Consider the following 15541-nt stretch of genomic DNA (forward strand, 5'->3'; position numbering starts at 1 on the left):
ATGTCCCTAGTCCTGTTGCCCGCCGTCGACGTCGCGGACGGCCAGGCGGTCCGCCTGGTGCAGGGCGAGGCCGGCACCGAGACGTCCTACGGGGAGCCCATCGAGGCGGCCCTGGCCTGGCAGAGCGCGGGCGCGGAGTGGATCCACCTGGTGGACCTCGACGCCGCCTTCGGCCGGGGTTCCAACCGCGACCTGCTCGCCGCGGTGACCGGCAAGCTGGACGTCAAGGTCGAGCTGTCCGGCGGGATCCGCGACGACGAGTCGCTCGCGGCCGCGCTGGCGACCGGCTGCGCGCGCGTCAACATCGGCACCGCCGCGCTGGAGAACCCCGACTGGTGCCGGAAGATCATCGCCGAGTACGGCGACCGGATCGCGGTGGGGCTGGACGTGCGCGGCACGACCCTCGCCGCGCGGGGCTGGACCCGCGAGGGCGGCGACCTGTGGGAGGTGCTGGACCGCCTGGAGGCCGACGGCTGCCCGCGCTACGTCCTCACCGACGTGACCAAGGACGGCACCCTGCGGGGTCCCAACACCGACCTGCTCCGGGAGGTCTGCGCCCGTACCGACCGCCCGGTCGTCGCCTCGGGCGGCGTCTCGTCCCTGGACGACCTGCGCGCCCTCGCCGAGCTGGTGCCGGTCGGCGTCGAGGGCGCCATCGTCGGCAAGGCCCTGTACGCCGGCGCGTTCACCCTGGAGGAGGCCCTGGCCACGGTGGGAGCGGTCGCGTGATCAAGCGGATCCCCTCCGGCGGTCCCTGGGAGGACGTCGTCGGATACTGCCGGGCGGTCGTCGCCGGCCCCTGGGTGCTCGTCGCGGGCTGCACCTCCACCGTGGACGGCGAGGTGCTGCACGAGAACGACGCGTACGGCCAGACGAAGACCGCGTTCGGCATCGCCCTGGAGGCGGTGGAGAAGGCCGGCGCCTCGGTGGAGGACGTCGTACGGACGCGCATGTACGTCCGGGACATCGGCGACGCCGAGGCCGTGGGCCGGGCGCACCGTGAGCTCTTCGGCGAGGTCCGCCCGGCCGCGACGATGATCGAGGTCTCCCGGTTCATCGATCACCGGATGCTGGTGGAGATCGAGGTGGACGCCTACTGCGAGGCGCTCCAGGACGGAGAGAGCGCATGACCGTGGCGGTTCGGGTGATCCCCTGCCTGGACGTCGACGCCGGACGGGTGGTCAAGGGGGTCAACTTCGAGAACCTCCGGGACGCCGGCGACCCGGTCGAACTGGCCCGGCGCTACGACGCCGAGGGCGCCGACGAGCTCACCTTCCTCGACATCACCGCCTCCAGCGCGGGGCGCGACACGACGTACGAGGTCGTCCGCCGTACGGCCGAGCAGGTGTTCATCCCGCTGACGGTCGGCGGCGGCGTCCGTACCGTGGACGACGTCGACCGGCTGCTGCGGGCCGGAGCGGACAAGGTGTCGATCAACACCGCGGCGATCGCCCGGCCGGAGTTCCTGCGGGAGGCGGCGCATCGGTTCGGCTCGCAGTGCGTCGTGCTGTCGGTGGACGCCCGCCGCACGGAGTCCGGCTTCGAGGTCACCACGCACGGGGGAAGGCGCGGCACCGGCATCGACGCGATCGAGTGGGCGCGGCGCGGCGAGGAGCTGGGCGTCGGGGAGATCCTGCTCAACTCCATGGACGCCGACGGCACGAAGAACGGCTTCGACCTGGAGATGTTGCGCGCGGTGCGCGCGGTGGTGAGCGTCCCGGTCATCGCGAGCGGGGGAGCGGGCGCGATCGAGCACTTCGCCCCCGCGATCGACGCGGGCGCCGACGCGGTGCTCGCCGCCAGCGTGTTCCACTTCGGCGACCTCCGGATCGGCGACGTCAAGGAGTCCCTGCGCCGGGCCGGCCACCCGGTCCGCTGACCGCCGGTCCTCCGCACCCTCCGGCCGTTCACCGCGCCCGTCCATGACGTGTTCCCCGAGCGCACGGGGGCGGGCGGCGGTGACGTACGTCTCGAATGCGCTTCCGTGAAGCATGTTCACCTTTGATCGGGGCAAAGGTGGGACGTGTCCTCCAGGAGCGGCCTGAGCACCCGGTGTCCGGCGATTCACCCGGTCACCGGGTGTTTCAGGACGTCCGGCCTCGTGTGCGGTCCGTGGCGATTCGATCACGCATGATGTGTGTACGGTTGCCGCGAATCCACATTCCGGACATTCGGGCCGCGGTCGTCCTGGGGGACGGGCGACGGCTCTGAGTAGGAGATGATCATGCGCGCTCTTACGATGGTGCCGCTGACGGCAGGGTCGCTCGAGGTGAGCGAGGTCCCCGAGCCCACGCGGGGCGAGGGCGAACTCCTCGTCGAGGGTGTCGCCCTCGGCGTCTGCGGCACCGATCGGGAGATCGTCTCCGGCGACTTCGGCGACGCGCCTCCCGGCGACGAGCGTCTGATCATCGGGCACGAGTCGCTGGGCCGGGTACGGGAGGCCCCGGAGGGCAGCGGCTTCACTCCGGGCGACCTCGTCGTCGGCATCGTCCGGCGGCCGGACCCGGTGCCGTGCGGCGCCTGCGCGCACGGGGAGTTCGACATGTGCCGCAACGGCCGGTACACCGAGCGCGGGATCAAGCAGCTGCACGGCTTCGGGTCCGAGCGATGGACGGTCGAGGCCGACTACGCGATCCGCGTCGATCCGGCGCTGGGGGACCTCGGCGTGCTGCTGGAGCCGACGACCGTCGTGGCGAAGGCCTGGGACCACGTCGAGCGCATCGGCGAGCGGGCGTGGTTCGAACCCCGCCGGGTCCTGGTCACCGGGGCGGGCCCGATCGGGCTGCTGGCCGCCCTGCTGGGCGCCCAGCGCGGGCTCGACGTCCACGTGCTCGACCGGGTCACCGGGGGCGTGAAGCCGAAGATCGTCGCGAACCTCGGCGGCACGTACCACACCGGCTCCCTCACCGATGTCGCCGCGAAGACGCGGCCGGACATCGTCATCGAGGCCACCGGCGCCGCCCCGCTCGTCATGGACGCGATCGCGGAGGCGGCGGCGAGCGTCGTGTGCCTGACCGGCGTCTCGCGCGCGGGCCACCCGGCGGAGGTCGACGCCGGCGAGCTGAACCGGCAGGTCGTCTTGCGCAACGCCGCCGTCTTCGGCTCGGTCAACGCCAATCACCGCCACTACCGGCTGGCCGTCGAGGCCCTCGGCCGCGCGGACCGGTCGTGGCTCGCCCAACTCATCACCAACCGGCTGCCCCTCGACCGGGCGCCCGAAGCGCTCCGGGCCGGCAGCGACGACGACGTGAAAGTCGTCATCGACCTGTAGATCGGGATGAAAATGACCATTCAAGCTCCCGCCGCCCGGCAGGAACACACGCTCGCGCATGTGGTCTTCATCAGCGCGGCCGCCGCCCTCGGCGGGTTCCTGTTCGGGTATGACAGCGCCGTCATCAACGGAGCCGTGGACGGTATCAAGGGTCACTTCCACGTCGGGGCCGGCGTCACCGGCCTGATCGTGTCGTCGGCCCTGCTGGGCTCCGCCGCCGGGGCGGCGGTGGCCGGCAAGCTCGCCGACCTGCGCGGCCGCATCCTCGTGATGCGGCTGTCCGCGCTGCTGTTCGTGATCAGCGCGGTCGGCTCGATGTTCCCGTTCGCCGACTGGGAGCTGGCCGGCTGGCGGATCATCGGCGGCATCGCCATCGGGATGGCTTCGGTGGTCTCCCCGACCTACATCGCCGAGATCGCGCCGCCCGCCTACCGCGGGCGGCTCGCGTCCTTCCAGCAGCTCGCGATCGTCCTCGGCATCGCGATCTCCCAGCTCGTCAACTTCGGGATCGCCTCGTTCGCCGGCGGTCAGGTCCGGGGCCACCTGGTGGGCATCGAGGCCTGGCAGTGGATGCTGGGCGTCGCGGCCCTGCCCGCCCTGATCTTCCTCGTCGTCACCCTGGTCATCCCCGAGTCGCCGCGCTACCTGGTGGCGAACAACCGGCTCAAGAGGGCCCGGAAGGTCCTCGCGGAGGTCGAGGGCGAGCACACCGACCTGGACGCCCGGATCGGGGAGATCCAGGGGGTCCTGCGCTCCGAGCACAAGCCGTCGATCCGCGACCTGCGCGGCCCCGCCCTCGGCCTGCTGCCGATCGTGTGGATCGGCATCGCGCTGTCCGTGCTGCAGCAGTTCGTCGGCATCAACGTGATCTTCTACTACTCGGCGTCGCTGTGGCACTCGGTCGGCATCTCCCAGACCAACTCCCTGCTGATCAGCCTCTCCACCTCGATCATCAACATCCTCGGCACGCTGATCGCGATCATGTTCGTCGACCGGATCGGCCGTAAGCCGCTCGCCCTGATCGGTTCCGTCGGCATGACGATCTCCCTGGCGATCATGGCCTGGGCGTTCAGCGCCGCGCACAAAACGGGCGGCACCGACGTCCACATCCCGCACTCGCACGGCATGGTCGCGCTCGTGGCCGCGCACACGTACGTGCTGTTCTTCGCGCTGTCGTGGGGCGTGGTCGTCTGGGTGATGCTCGGCGAGATCTTCCCGAACCGCGTACGGGCGGCGGCGATGGCGGTGGCCGTCGCGGCCCAGTGGATCGCCAACTGGCTGGTCACGGTGACCTTCCCGAGCCTGTCCGAGTGGAGCCTGTCCGGGGCGTACATCGGGTACTCGGTCTTCGCCCTGCTGTCGGTGTTCTTCGTGGTCAGGTACGTGCGCGAGACCAAGGGCAAGAAACTGGAGGAGATGGGCTGACGCCCGGAGGACCGACCGACGAGGAGCGGACCATGACCCTGCCCACGGCCCGCCTGGGAACGACCGACATGAGGATCACACGCGTCGGCTTCGGCGCCTGGGCGGCCGGGGGGTCGTGGGCGTACGGCTGGGGGCCGCAGAGCGACGAGGAGTCGATCGCCGCGATCCGGCGCGCCATCGACCAGGGCGTCAACTGGATCGACACGGCGGCGGTCTACGGGCTCGGGCACTCCGAGGAGGTCGTCGCCGCGGCGCTCCAGGGCGTCGCCGACCGCCCGTACGTCTTCACCAAGTGCGGATTGCTCTGGGACGAGGCCGGGAACGTGAGCCGCGTCGCCCGCCCCGAGACGATCCGCCGCGAGGTCGAGGAGTCGCTGCGGCGGCTCCGGGTCGAGCGGATCGACCTCTACCAGGTCCATCAGCCACCCGGTGAGGGCATACCGATCGCCATGTACTGGGAGACCATGGCGGAGCTGCGACGGGAGGGGAAGGTCCGGGCGATCGGCCTGTCCAACCACAGCGCCCTGCGGCTGGGGCAGGCCGAGCAGATCGCGCACGTCGACGCCCTCCAGCCGGCGTTCTCCCTGATCGACCGCACCGCCGCGCCGGAGATCGACTGGTGCGTCCGGCACGACGCCGGAGTGATCGTCTACTCGCCGATGCAGTCCGGCCTGCTCACCGGGGCGTTCTCGCGGGAACGCGTCGCGGCGCTGCCCGAGGACGACTGGCGGCGGCGTTCCCCCGACTTCACGAGCGACCTCGAGGTGAACCTGGCGCTGGCCGACGCGCTGCGCCCCGTCGCCGAGCGGCACGGCGTGTCGCAGGCCGCCGTCGCAGTCGCGTGGACTCTCACCTGGCCGGGCGTGACCGGCGCGATCGTCGGCGCCCGCAACGCGGACCAGGTCGACAGCTGGCTCCCCGCCGCGACCCTGGAGCCGACCCGGGAGGACCTGGACGAGATCACCGCGGCTCTGGAGCGCACCTGCGCCGGCCGCGGCCCGATCCGCCCCTGACGGTCAGGCGATCTCCACGACGGCCTCCACCTCCGACCACACGGACTTCACCTGCGGGTCAACACCGCACTTTTCTCCATTTACCGCGCGATATCGCTTGATATCGACGGTCCTGCTAACGTGAGCCGGCTCGGCCACCGAGATGGCCGCGGACCCCTGGGAGAAACTCGATGGTGAAGTACCGATTCGCCTTTTCGTTGCTGCCTGCGGCGGCCGCTCTGGTCATCGCGACGACGATCCCCGCGAGTGCGGACACCGTCGTTGGCCGCCCGACCATCTCGGGCCCGAACTGGCCGGCCGACTACCAGGGCGTCGTCCCAGGCCCCTTCGACACCTCAACGCCCATCGACCTGACACTTTCTCCGGGCACCGGAGAGACACCGGTCGAATACCACTACGAGGTGAACGGCCAGGCGACCGTCACGGTACGCGCGACGGTGGGAACGGCGCAGATCTCGATCACGCCGACCGGGCGGGTCGGGACTTTGAAGGTCACCGCCGTGGCAGCCGACGGCAGCCAGAGCGACACGGTGTCGGAGCAGTTCTTCGCGGAGAGCGTCCCCCCGGCGGCGAACCAGGACATCAACGGGGACGGAGTGCCCGACCTGGTCACGGTCGGCGGCACGCCCGGTCTGGCGTCCGGGCTCTGGCTCGCGCGCGGAGTAAAGGACAGGACGGCCGGCCGGGTCAGTACGCCCGCCTCCGACATCGGCGCACTGGGTGCCGGGTTCGGCTCCGGGCCGGACCCAGCCGACTTCGACGGCGGACAGGTCGTCGTGGGTGATTACTTCGGTGACGGTTTCCAGGACTTCCTCGTGTATTACCCCTCCGGCCTCCGCAACGGCGTAGCGGCGTTGCTGGGCGGGAGCGGCGACGGCACCGTGGTGTACCCATATTCGGGCAATCAGAAGAACGTCTATCTGGCCGACTACAACAACGACAACCCGGTCCAGTTCGCCAACGCCTACGACTCCCGCCATGTGGACGGATCCGGCGATGACCTCATCGCGATATCCGGCGACGCGGACAACGGCTACTACCTCGACTACTACGCCAACCGGTCGTTCGGCATGCTGGATGCGGCCCCCCAGTTCTTCATCCACACGAACACGCCGGACGGCACCCCCGATTGGCAGAACTGGAAGATGACCACCACGCGGCTGGCGTCGGGAACGGCGATGTACCTGTGGAAACCCTCCACGGGAGACCTCTACCTGTGGGAGAAGGTCGGCATTCACGACAACGGTGACTCCACCGGGACCATCGAGTACACCCAGTACAAGATCGCCGGGGGATGGAACACCGGCGCGACGCTCAGCACGTTCCAGGCGGCCGTCTTCGGCGACAGCGGCACACCCGGTCTGTGGACCGTGACTCCCGAAGGGGCCGCCATCGCCTACACGGTCACGGACCTGTCACCCACCGGAACCGCCAGGATCCACGCGGGAGCGGCGCAGCCGTTGACGCAGGCACACTGATAGGTCTTCCAGGTGAGCCCGAATCACTGGCGTCCGCTGCCTTAAGAGCGCAGCGGACGCCAGTGATCTGTGAGCGTCTCGGCGGCGCCTGTGGGCGCGGTGCTGTCCGGCGAATTCGGTGGGCTCTCCAGCGATCGCAGCTCAGAATTTCGTGAAGTGGTGATGGCACTCGTAGTCCGCGTCTCTTTCGGCGAAGGCCTCCACGTCCGCGCGCTTGACGGCCAGGTAGGCGGCGCCGCGCAGCGGGCCGAGGGCCGTCATGAGCAGGTCGTCGGCCTCCAGGGCGTCCAGCGCCTCGCCGAGGGACGAGGGCAGGCGGGGCGGCCGGCCGTCCTCGGGGAGGGTGTCGGGATCGACGTCGACGGCCGCGCCGGGTTCGGTCTTGGACCGGAGGCCGTCCAGGCCCGCGTGGATGACCGCCCCGAGCGAGAGGTACGGGTTGGCAGAGGAGTCCGACGGCTTCAGCTCCAGGTTGGTGCTCTCCTCGGCCGCGTCGCGCATCGGCGAGCAGATCCGCACGGCGGCCTCGCGGTTGTCCACCCCGTAACAGGCGTACGCGCTGGCCCACGACCGCGGCGTGAGCCGGCGGAAGCCGTTGACGGTGCCGGAGGTGAGGGCCGTCAGGGCGGGCAGGTGCGCGAGGAGGCCGCCGAGGAACCAGCGGCCCTCGTTCGACAGCCCGTACGCCCCCGCCGGGTCGTGGAAGACGTTGCGGTCGCCGGACCACAGCGACAGGTGCAGGTGGCAGCCGTTGCCCGGCTGATCGGGGATCGGCTTCGGCGCGAGCGAGGCCCACAGCCCCTGCCGCATCGCCACGGCCCTTACGGTCTCGCGGTAGAGCACGTGGTTGTCGGCGGCGCGCAGGGCCGACGCGGGCCGGATGGACATCTCCTGCTGCCCGTGCCCGAGTTCGGGGTGGTAGTGCTCGACGCGCATGCCCTGGGCCTCCAGGGCGTGGAGCAGTTCGACGGCGAAGTCGTGCGCGGCGTGGAAACCGGTGGCCGAGTAGCACAGGCTGTCGTCGATGGGGACGAGCCGGTCCGGGCCCTGGTCGGCCGGCGTCCGGCGGCCCAGCGTGAACTCCGGTTCGAACGCCGCGAGGAGGGAGTAACCGGCGTCCGCCAGCTCGGCGACGGCCTGTTTGAGGAACGTGCGCGGGCACGCCGCCCACGGCCCGCCGTCGGGCTGGGCGAGGTCCGACAGCATCACGGCCGAGCCGGGAGCGTAGGGGAGCGGCGTGAAGGTCGAGGGATCGGGCAGGATGCGGACCTCCCCGACGGGGCCCATGCCCTCGACCGGCTGGAGCGTGTCGAGCATGGTCATGGCCATCATGGCAACCGTGTGCCCGATGCCGGTGTGGAGCCTCTCGGCGATCCGCGGCCCGGCGGCGGCCTTGCCGCGAATGACACCGCCATGGTCGGCGTAGAGGAATCGGATGAGGTCGATCCGGCCGGTTTCGACCCGTTCCGTGACGTGTGCCGCCACCCGGTCGTCCCGCCTTCTGCTGGCGCCCATAGCTATGGCGTAACACGGGTGGGCCCGCCAGGCCAGTAACACGGGCGGACCCATCCGGTCGGTGACGCCGCCGGCCCGTCAGGCCGGTAGCGCCGGCGGGTTCGTCAGGCCGGTGACGCCGGGGGTCTCGTCAGGTCCGGGGGCGTGCCGATGTACCGCTGGACCGTGGGGGCCAGGTCGGCGACGAGCGTCTCGACGTCCAGGGCGACGAGCGGCGGCAGTGCCAGGACGTAACGGCACAGGGCGACGCCGAGCATCTGGCTCGCGACGAGGGCGGCGCGGGTGGGACCGTCCTCGACCGACGGGCCGAGTGCCCTCGCGACCTGGGTGGCGAAGATGGTGCGCATGCGCTCGGCCGCGCCCTCGTTCGTGACGGCGGTCCGGAGGAGCACCCGCAGCACCTCCCCGGACTCCCCGTCCTCCCACAGCCCGAGGAAGTGACGGGCGAAGACCTCGCCGACCCGGTCGGCGGGGAGCCCGGCCGGGTCCGGAAGCCGCAGGTCGACGTCGACCGCCGCGGCGAACAGCCCCTCCTTCGACCCGTAGTAGCGGATGACCATCGACGGGTCGATGCCCGCGTCGGCGGCGATGGCGCGGACGGTCGCCCGCTCGTAGCCGTCGGCGGCGAAGCGGCGGCGCGCCGCGGCGAGGATCGTCGCGCGGGTCTCCTGGGAGCGAGCGGTGAAAGCCATGCCACCAAGTGTAGGCCAACGCCTGTTGGCAAAGTCCGTCCTGAGGGGTTACTGTCTTGCCAACAGGCGTTGGCCATCACTTGTTGACCGTGGGAGGTCACCATGCCGAAGCTTCCCGACACCACCGAGGTCGCCATCGTCGGCGCCGGCCCCACCGGCCTCGCCCTGGCCGCGTCCCTGACCGACCGGGGCAAGGACGTCGTGCTGCTGGACAAGGCGGCGGAGGGGGCGAACACCTCCCGCGCCGCCGTGGTCCACGCCCGGACCCTGGAGGTCCTCGAGCCGCTGGAGGTCAGCGGCGAGCTCGTCGAGCGCGGGGTGATCGTCCCGACGTTCACGGTCCGGGACCGGGACCGGACGCTCATGAGGATCGACTTCGGCGGGCTGCCGAGCGCGCACCCGTACACGCTGATGGTGCCGCAGAGCACCACCGAGGAGGTCCTGCTCCGGCGCCTGCGGGCGCTCGGCGGCGACGTCCACCGGGGCCGTGAGGTGACCGCGGTGACGGGCGACGCGGAGGGCGCCACCGTGCGGCTGGCCGACGGGGCCACCGTACGGGCGCGGTACGTCGTCGGCGCCGACGGGATGCACAGCGTCGTCCGCGAGCAGGCCGGTATCGGCTTCACCGGCGACGCCTACCCGCAGTCGTTCGTGCTCGCCGACGTCCACCTGGAGTGGGACCTGCCGGGCGACGAGGTCCAGCTGTTCTTCTCCCCGGACGGGCTGGTCGTGGTGGCCCCGCTACCGGGAGGCCGGCACCGGGTCGTCGCCACCGTTGACGACGCCCCCGAGCACCCCGACGTCGCCGACGTGCGCGGCCTGCTCGCCGCCCGGGGCCCGCGGTCCGCCCCGGCGCGCGTCCACGACGTCGTGTGGAGCTCGCGGTTCCGGGTGCACCACCGGATGGCCGGCCACTACCGGGCCGGGCGGATCTTCCTCGCCGGCGACGCCGCCCACGTGCACAGCCCGGCCGGCGGCCAGGGGATGAACACCGGAATCCAGGACGCGGTGGACCTGGCCCGCCGTCTCGCCGACGGCGCCGAGGACGGCTACGAGGACGCGCGGCGCCCGGTGGCCCTCGACGTCGTGGCGATGACCGACCGGATGACCCGCGCCGCCACCGCCGGCGGACCCGCCGCCCGCGCCGTGCGCAACACCCTGCTGACGGTGGCCGGACACAACGCGGCGGTACGGCGGAGGCTGGCGATGCGGCTGTCCGAGCTCGCGGTGGGCCGCTGAGGGCACGGGCGCGGCCGGCGGACGGCCGCGATTCCGGGGCGTCCTGCTGGCGGCCGCGGAGCCGGGGACGCCTTGCGGACGGCTGCGAGGCCGGGGCGCCCTGCGGCCGGCCGGAGCCGGGGCCGGGGGCGCCCGGGAAGCCGGGGCGGCCACGGACGGCCGCGAAGCCGGGCGGCCGCGCCGCGGTTCAGTTCAGAGGGCCGGGCAGGCGCTCGGCGGCCGCGGCGCGCACGGCGGGTTCCTCGGCGTCCTCGTGGCGGAGCCGGCGCAGCCGGGCCTGCGTCGCGCCGTCGAGGGGCACCGCCCCGGCGGCGACGCGGCGCGCGCCGCTCTCGCAGTCCCACAGGGCCTCCACCAGGTACGGCTCCGCGACGTGCGCGTCGATCCTGGCCAGCGCGCCGAGCAGGTTGGCGCGCAGCCCCGACGAGGCGCTCTCCTCCCAGCCGTACAGCAGCAGCGGGATCGCGGGCCGGGATCGCAGGCGGCCGAGCCCGTCGGCGGGCACCGCGGCCAGGTCCCAGTCCTCCTCGTCCAGGGCCGTCTCGAGTGCCTCCAGGAGCGGCGGGGCGTCGGACTCCGTTCCGTGCGCGGCCAGCACGTCCATGCCGACGTCCTGGTAGGACCGCTGTTCCGCGGCCCACAGGCGGGCGCGGCCCAGGGCGACGGGACCCAGGTCGCGTACGGCGCGGCACAGGGGGCCGTCGTAGGCGCCGCCCGGCAGGAGCTCCTCGGCCAGGTCGAGGATCAGGGGGCTGCGGCGGCGGCCGAGTTCGAGGATGGCGCCGGTCGCGCCCTCGCCGTCCGCGCGGACGAGCGCGGCCAGCTCGGCGTCGGAGCGGCCGGTGAGCGAGGGTCTCGGCTCGTGCGGGCGTTGTTCCGGTCTGCGGGCGGCGGCGATCCTCGGCTGGCGGCGGGCCCACATCCGGGTGACCGCCCCGTCCACCCCGCACAGCCAGGCGAGGGCGCGGTCGTCGCAGCGGGCCGCCGCGACCTCGTCGAGCCCCTCCGCCAGGACCGGGTCGTCGAGCTCGACGAGGGACTGCAGGGCGGTGTACCAGTTCTCGCCCTCGGCGGCGTACCGGCGCAGCGGCACGGCGGCCTCCCGCCGGCCGAGGCGGACGAGATGGGACAGGACGTCCAGGGCCAGGGTGGTGCGGTCCGGCTCGGTGTCCAAGCGATCGACGGGATCGAATATGTGTTCGACTATGGGGCCGATCTCCAGCTCCAGGTCGAGGATCAGCCGCGCGTAGTAGAGTCCACGCTCCTCAAGGGTGTCCCATCGAGGATCGCGGCTCACGCAGTCGTAGACGAGGTCGCGCGCGCCGGGCGTGCCGGCGGCACGGCGTGCGGCGCAGCCCCGGCCGCGCTGCAGGCGGCCGTGCAGTGACTCCGCCGGGTGAATGACGATGGGTTCCACTGCTGCAGGATGCGCACTCGACCACAAATCGGGCAAGCCAATTACGGGAACAGAGTCGCGCCCGCTCCTTTGACCGTACGGATCACCGGCGCGGTCTCCACGTGACGGACGCCCTCCAGCGCGCCGACCCGCTCGGTCAGGTACCGGTAGAGATGGCGCGGGTCCCGGCACGTCACGGCGACCAGCAGGTTGGTCGGGCCCGTGGTGGCCGCCGCGAAGGCCACTTCGGAGTGCCCGGCCAGGGCCTCGCCGGCGGCCGCGAGCCGGGACGGCTCGACCGACAGCCACAGCCGGGCCTCGACCGGGTAGCCGAACAGCTCCGCCGGCAGGTCCAGGTCGTAGAACAGCACACCGGCCCGGCGGAGCTGATCCATGCGCCGCCGGACCGTGGACTGCGACCATCCGGTGGCGGAGGCCAGCTCCGCGTGGCCGGCGCGCCCGTCGACGGACAGCGCCGCCAGCAGCGCGTAGTCGGCCTGGCTGAGCGCGACCGGTTCGTCACCCGGCACCGGCGGGTCCGGCCGGAGGCGCTCGGCCTGCTCCGGGGGCAGCGATCGGGCGCCCGCCCAACCGATCGGGCCGCCCACGAACTGGTGCAGGAGCGCGTGCGCGGTGACCGACGACACGCGGCCCGTGCGCGGCAGCTTCTGCAGCAGCAGGTCGGCGCGCTCCTCCGGCGTGCGGCTCATCGTCCCGCAGGCGATCTCCGTGCCGCCGGAGAGCAGGTGGACCCAGTAGGTGTCCGGGCGCCGGGCGAGCGCGGTGGCGATCGCGCCGGCCGCGTCCGGTGTGGCCCGGAGCCGGATGGCCCAGGAGACCAGGCCGACCCGGAGCGGGTCGACGGCCCCGACGACGCGCAGCGCCCCGGCCGTGCGGAGCCGCCGGTAGCGGCGGGCGACCGTCTGGTCGGAGACCCCGAGCACCTCGCCGATCTTGCTGAACGGGGCCCGGCCGTCGAGCTGCAGCGCGTGGACGAGGTGACGGTCCAGCTCGTCGAGCGTGGGATATTTCACCGCACGACCGTATCCCGTGTCGATAAACGCCAGATGGCGGCCTCCGGCTGGAGAATCCTTCCCACGGTGGCGAAGGTGAGGACCTCCCCATCGACCGGAAGGAAACCTCACATGCGCAAATGGTGGCCCCTCGTGGCGGTCTGCCTCGGGGCCTTCATGCTGCTCGTCGACGTCACGATCGTGACCGTTGCGCTGCCCGGAATGGCCAGGAGCCTCCACGCGTCGTTCTCGGCCCTGCAGTGGGTGCTGGACATCTACGCGCTCGCCCTGGCCGCGCTCCTGCTGGGCGCCGGATCGGTGGCGGACCTGTTCGGGGCGCGCAGGGTGTACGTCGCGGGGCTCGTACTGTTCGCCGCCGCCTCCCTCGCCTGCGGACTGGCGCCGAACGCCGCGACCCTCATCGCCGCGCGCGGCGTCCAGGGCGTGGGCGGCGCGGCCATGTTCACCACGACCCTGGCGCTCCTGAACAGCACCTATCAGGGCCGGGACCGGGGCGTCGCGTTCGGCGTCTGGGGCGCGGTCAACGGTCTGGCCGCGGCGGGCGGCCCGATCCTCGGCGGCCTGCTCACCCAGCACGTGAATTGGCGGTCCATCTTCCTGGTCAACCTGCCGGTGACCGTCATCGCGATCGTGCTCACGCTCGCCGTCGTCGGAGAGTCCCGGCGGACCGGCCGGGCGCGGATCGACCTGCCGGGGATGACGTCCTTCACGGCCTGCGCCGGCGCCCTGACCTACGGGCTCATCCGTGCGGGCGACGACGGCTTCACCGCCGCGACGCCGCTCACGATGTTCGCCCTGGCCGCCGTCACCCTGGCCGTCTTCGTCGTGGTCGAGAGGCGGACTCCGCACCCGCTGCTCGACCTCGGCCTGTTCCGCAACCGGTCGTTCGTCGCCGTGCTGATCGCCGGCGCCCTCCTGATGGCCTCGGCGTTCGCCTGCCTGGCGTTCACCTCCCTGTGGCTGCAGGGCACCCTGGGTCTCGGGCCGGTACGGGCCGGGGCGGCCCTCATCCCGCTCGCCCTGGCGTCCTTCCTGGTGTCCGCCGCCGGGGCACGGCTGCTGCACGGCGTCCCGCCCCGGCTGAGCATCGGGATCGGGCTGCTGCTGATCGGCGCCGGCTCGGGCCTGCAGGCCGTCCTGGACGCCGGGTCCACCTCGACCGCGATCATCCCGGGGCTGATCGTCGGCGGCGTCGGGGTCGGGGCGGCCATCCCCGTCCTGTCGGCGGCGGCGATGGGCGCGGTCCCGCCCGAGCGCGGCGGGATGGCCGGGGGTGCCCTCAACACGTTCCGGCAGCTCGGGTACGCCCTCGGCATCGCCGTGCTCGGCATCGTCTTCCGCGGCCGGATCGAGCACGTGCTGACCGGGCACGTCGCGGATCCGCACGCGATGGCCGGCGCGGCGAGCGGCGGACAGGCACCCCGGCTGCCGATCGTCCGCGCGGCCGTCGCCTCGGGGCTGAACGAGGTCTACGCCGTCTCGGCGGGGCTGGGCATCGCGGCCGGGATCGTCGTCCTGGCGCTCGTGCGGCCGCCACGGCGGACCGTACGGCCGGAGCCGCGGCGGGAGAAGGCCGCGGCCTGACCGCAGCCGGGGCGGCCTACGGCCTCGACGGAGCGTCGCCGGACCCTGGCCCGACCGGCGCTTCGGCGGACCCTGGCCCGACCGGCGCTTCGGCGGACCGTGGCTTGACCGGAGGCCGGCCGGAGCCGTGGCCTGGGCGGAGCCTCGGCCGCCGCGGGCCGGCCGGAGCCGGCGGGCGGGGTCACAGGCGCCAGCGGCCCTGGCTCAGGACGTTGACCGCCTCGGCCTCGCCCGTCAGCTCGACCCGCGCGGCGTCCTTGCGGCCGAGGGCCCACAGCGTCAGCTCGCTCGGCCTGCCGTGCACCCGGACCAGCCTGCCGCCCTTGGTGACGCGCCGGGTGCGGCCGGCCGGGTCCACCAGGGTGATCTCCACGGGCAGCCGCCGCAGGACGAGCCGGGCCATCCCCAGCCGCCGCCACAGCTGCTCCTCGAACGCCTCGGGCAGCTCACGCGGCTCCCAGCCCTCACCGGCGCGGCGCACGTCCTCGTGGTGGACGAAGTACTCGGTGGTGTTGGCCGCGGCGTCGACGGCCGCCAGCGTGAACGGCGACCAGGCCGGCGGCCCGGCCCGGAAGCGCGCGACCAGGTCGGCGTACGGCGTGGCGTCGCGGACCCCGAGGCGTACCTTCTCGGTGTAGCCCGCCAGGAGCGGGATCATGACGCCCGGGGCGGAGTCGGGCCGGTGCTCCCGGACGACGAGGTGGGCGGCCAGGTCGCCGGTGGTCCAGCCCTGGCAGAGGGTGGGCGCGTCGGGACCGGCCTGGATCAGGGCGTCGCTGAGGGCGTGGCGCTCGGCGCGCGCCCAGTTCTGGTTCCCCATCTGGCGATGGTAGGCCCGCTCTTCCCCGTAGGGCGGAATAACCCGTCGTTGTCGCGTGATAGGGATTATCGGCC

General features: G+C 72.7%; 14 protein-coding genes. 9 read left to right on the forward strand and 5 right to left on the reverse strand.

Annotation, left to right across the window (positions count from 1 at the left end):
• From priA to NE234_RS40240, 7 genes are all read left to right on the forward strand, one after another.
• Positions 1-729, forward strand: coding sequence for a bifunctional 1-(5-phosphoribosyl)-5-((5-phosphoribosylamino)methylideneamino)imidazole-4-carboxamide isomerase/phosphoribosylanthranilate isomerase PriA (gene priA / locus NE234_RS40210; RefSeq protein WP_406567135.1), 729 nt, complete (start codon positions 1-3; stop codon positions 727-729).
• On the forward strand, positions 726-1130 hold the full coding sequence (locus tag NE234_RS40215) for a RidA family protein (RefSeq protein WP_252786407.1): 405 nt from the start codon (positions 726-728) through the stop codon (positions 1128-1130). The genes priA and NE234_RS40215 overlap by 4 nt, the downstream gene beginning before the upstream one ends.
• Entirely contained in the window at positions 1127-1879 is a 753-nt protein-coding gene (gene hisF, locus NE234_RS40220) for an imidazole glycerol phosphate synthase subunit HisF (RefSeq protein WP_252786408.1), read from the forward strand. Before NE234_RS40215 ends, hisF begins: the two co-directional genes overlap by 4 nt.
• Before the next feature lie 345 nt (positions 1880-2224).
• Positions 2225-3271: a glucose 1-dehydrogenase gene (locus NE234_RS40225; RefSeq protein ID WP_252786409.1), complete on the forward strand. Its 1047-nt coding sequence runs from the start codon at positions 2225-2227 to the stop codon at positions 3269-3271.
• Between the two features lie 12 nt (positions 3272-3283).
• Positions 3284-4696: a sugar porter family MFS transporter gene (locus tag NE234_RS40230; RefSeq protein ID WP_406567136.1), complete on the forward strand. Its 1413-nt coding sequence runs from the start codon at positions 3284-3286 to the stop codon at positions 4694-4696.
• Positions 4697-4728: 32 nt separating this feature from the next.
• The gene (locus NE234_RS40235; protein WP_252786411.1) at positions 4729-5709 is read left to right on the forward strand and encodes an aldo/keto reductase; all 981 of its coding nucleotides are present in this window, start codon (positions 4729-4731) and stop codon (positions 5707-5709) included.
• Between the two features lie 170 nt (positions 5710-5879).
• Positions 5880-7187: a VCBS repeat-containing protein gene (locus tag NE234_RS40240; RefSeq protein ID WP_252786412.1), complete on the forward strand. Its 1308-nt coding sequence runs from the start codon at positions 5880-5882 to the stop codon at positions 7185-7187.
• Between the two features lie 141 nt (positions 7188-7328).
• Here NE234_RS40240 and NE234_RS40245 read toward each other — a convergent pair whose 3' ends face one another.
• Both NE234_RS40245 and NE234_RS40250 read right to left on the reverse strand, forming a co-directional pair.
• The gene (locus tag NE234_RS40245) at positions 7329-8702 is read right to left on the reverse strand and encodes a glutamine synthetase family protein (RefSeq protein ID WP_252786413.1); all 1374 of its coding nucleotides are present in this window, start codon (positions 8700-8702) and stop codon (positions 7329-7331) included.
• A 104-nt stretch (positions 8703-8806) separates the two neighbouring features.
• Positions 8807-9394, reverse strand: a complete 588-nt coding sequence (locus NE234_RS40250) for a TetR/AcrR family transcriptional regulator (protein WP_252786414.1) — start codon at positions 9392-9394, stop codon at positions 8807-8809.
• Between the two features lie 102 nt (positions 9395-9496).
• Here NE234_RS40250 and NE234_RS40255 point away from each other — a divergent pair, with 102 nt between their 5' ends.
• Positions 9497-10633: an FAD-dependent oxidoreductase gene (locus NE234_RS40255; RefSeq protein WP_252786415.1), complete on the forward strand. Its 1137-nt coding sequence runs from the start codon at positions 9497-9499 to the stop codon at positions 10631-10633.
• Between the two features lie 187 nt (positions 10634-10820).
• On the opposite strand, the gene NE234_RS40260 is transcribed toward NE234_RS40255, so the two are convergent.
• Positions 10821-12050, reverse strand: coding sequence for a HEAT repeat domain-containing protein (locus NE234_RS40260; protein WP_252786416.1), 1230 nt, complete (start codon positions 12048-12050; stop codon positions 10821-10823).
• 41 nt (positions 12051-12091) lie between these two features.
• Positions 12092-13063: an Lrp/AsnC family transcriptional regulator gene (locus tag NE234_RS40265; RefSeq protein WP_252786417.1), complete on the reverse strand. Its 972-nt coding sequence runs from the start codon at positions 13061-13063 to the stop codon at positions 12092-12094.
• 111 nt (positions 13064-13174) lie between these two features.
• Here NE234_RS40265 and NE234_RS40270 point away from each other — a divergent pair, with 111 nt between their 5' ends.
• Positions 13175-14647, forward strand: a complete 1473-nt coding sequence (locus tag NE234_RS40270; protein ID WP_252786418.1) for an MFS transporter — start codon at positions 13175-13177, stop codon at positions 14645-14647.
• Between the two features lie 181 nt (positions 14648-14828).
• On the opposite strand, the gene NE234_RS40275 is transcribed toward NE234_RS40270, so the two are convergent.
• On the reverse strand, positions 14829-15467 hold the full coding sequence (locus NE234_RS40275) for a TIGR03085 family metal-binding protein (RefSeq protein ID WP_252786419.1): 639 nt from the start codon (positions 15465-15467) through the stop codon (positions 14829-14831).
• Positions 15468-15541: the final 74 nt, after the last annotated feature.

This window comes from Actinoallomurus rhizosphaericola (assembly GCF_024055675.1).
Taxonomy (GTDB): Bacteria; Actinomycetota; Actinomycetes; order Streptosporangiales; family Streptosporangiaceae; genus Actinoallomurus; species Actinoallomurus soli.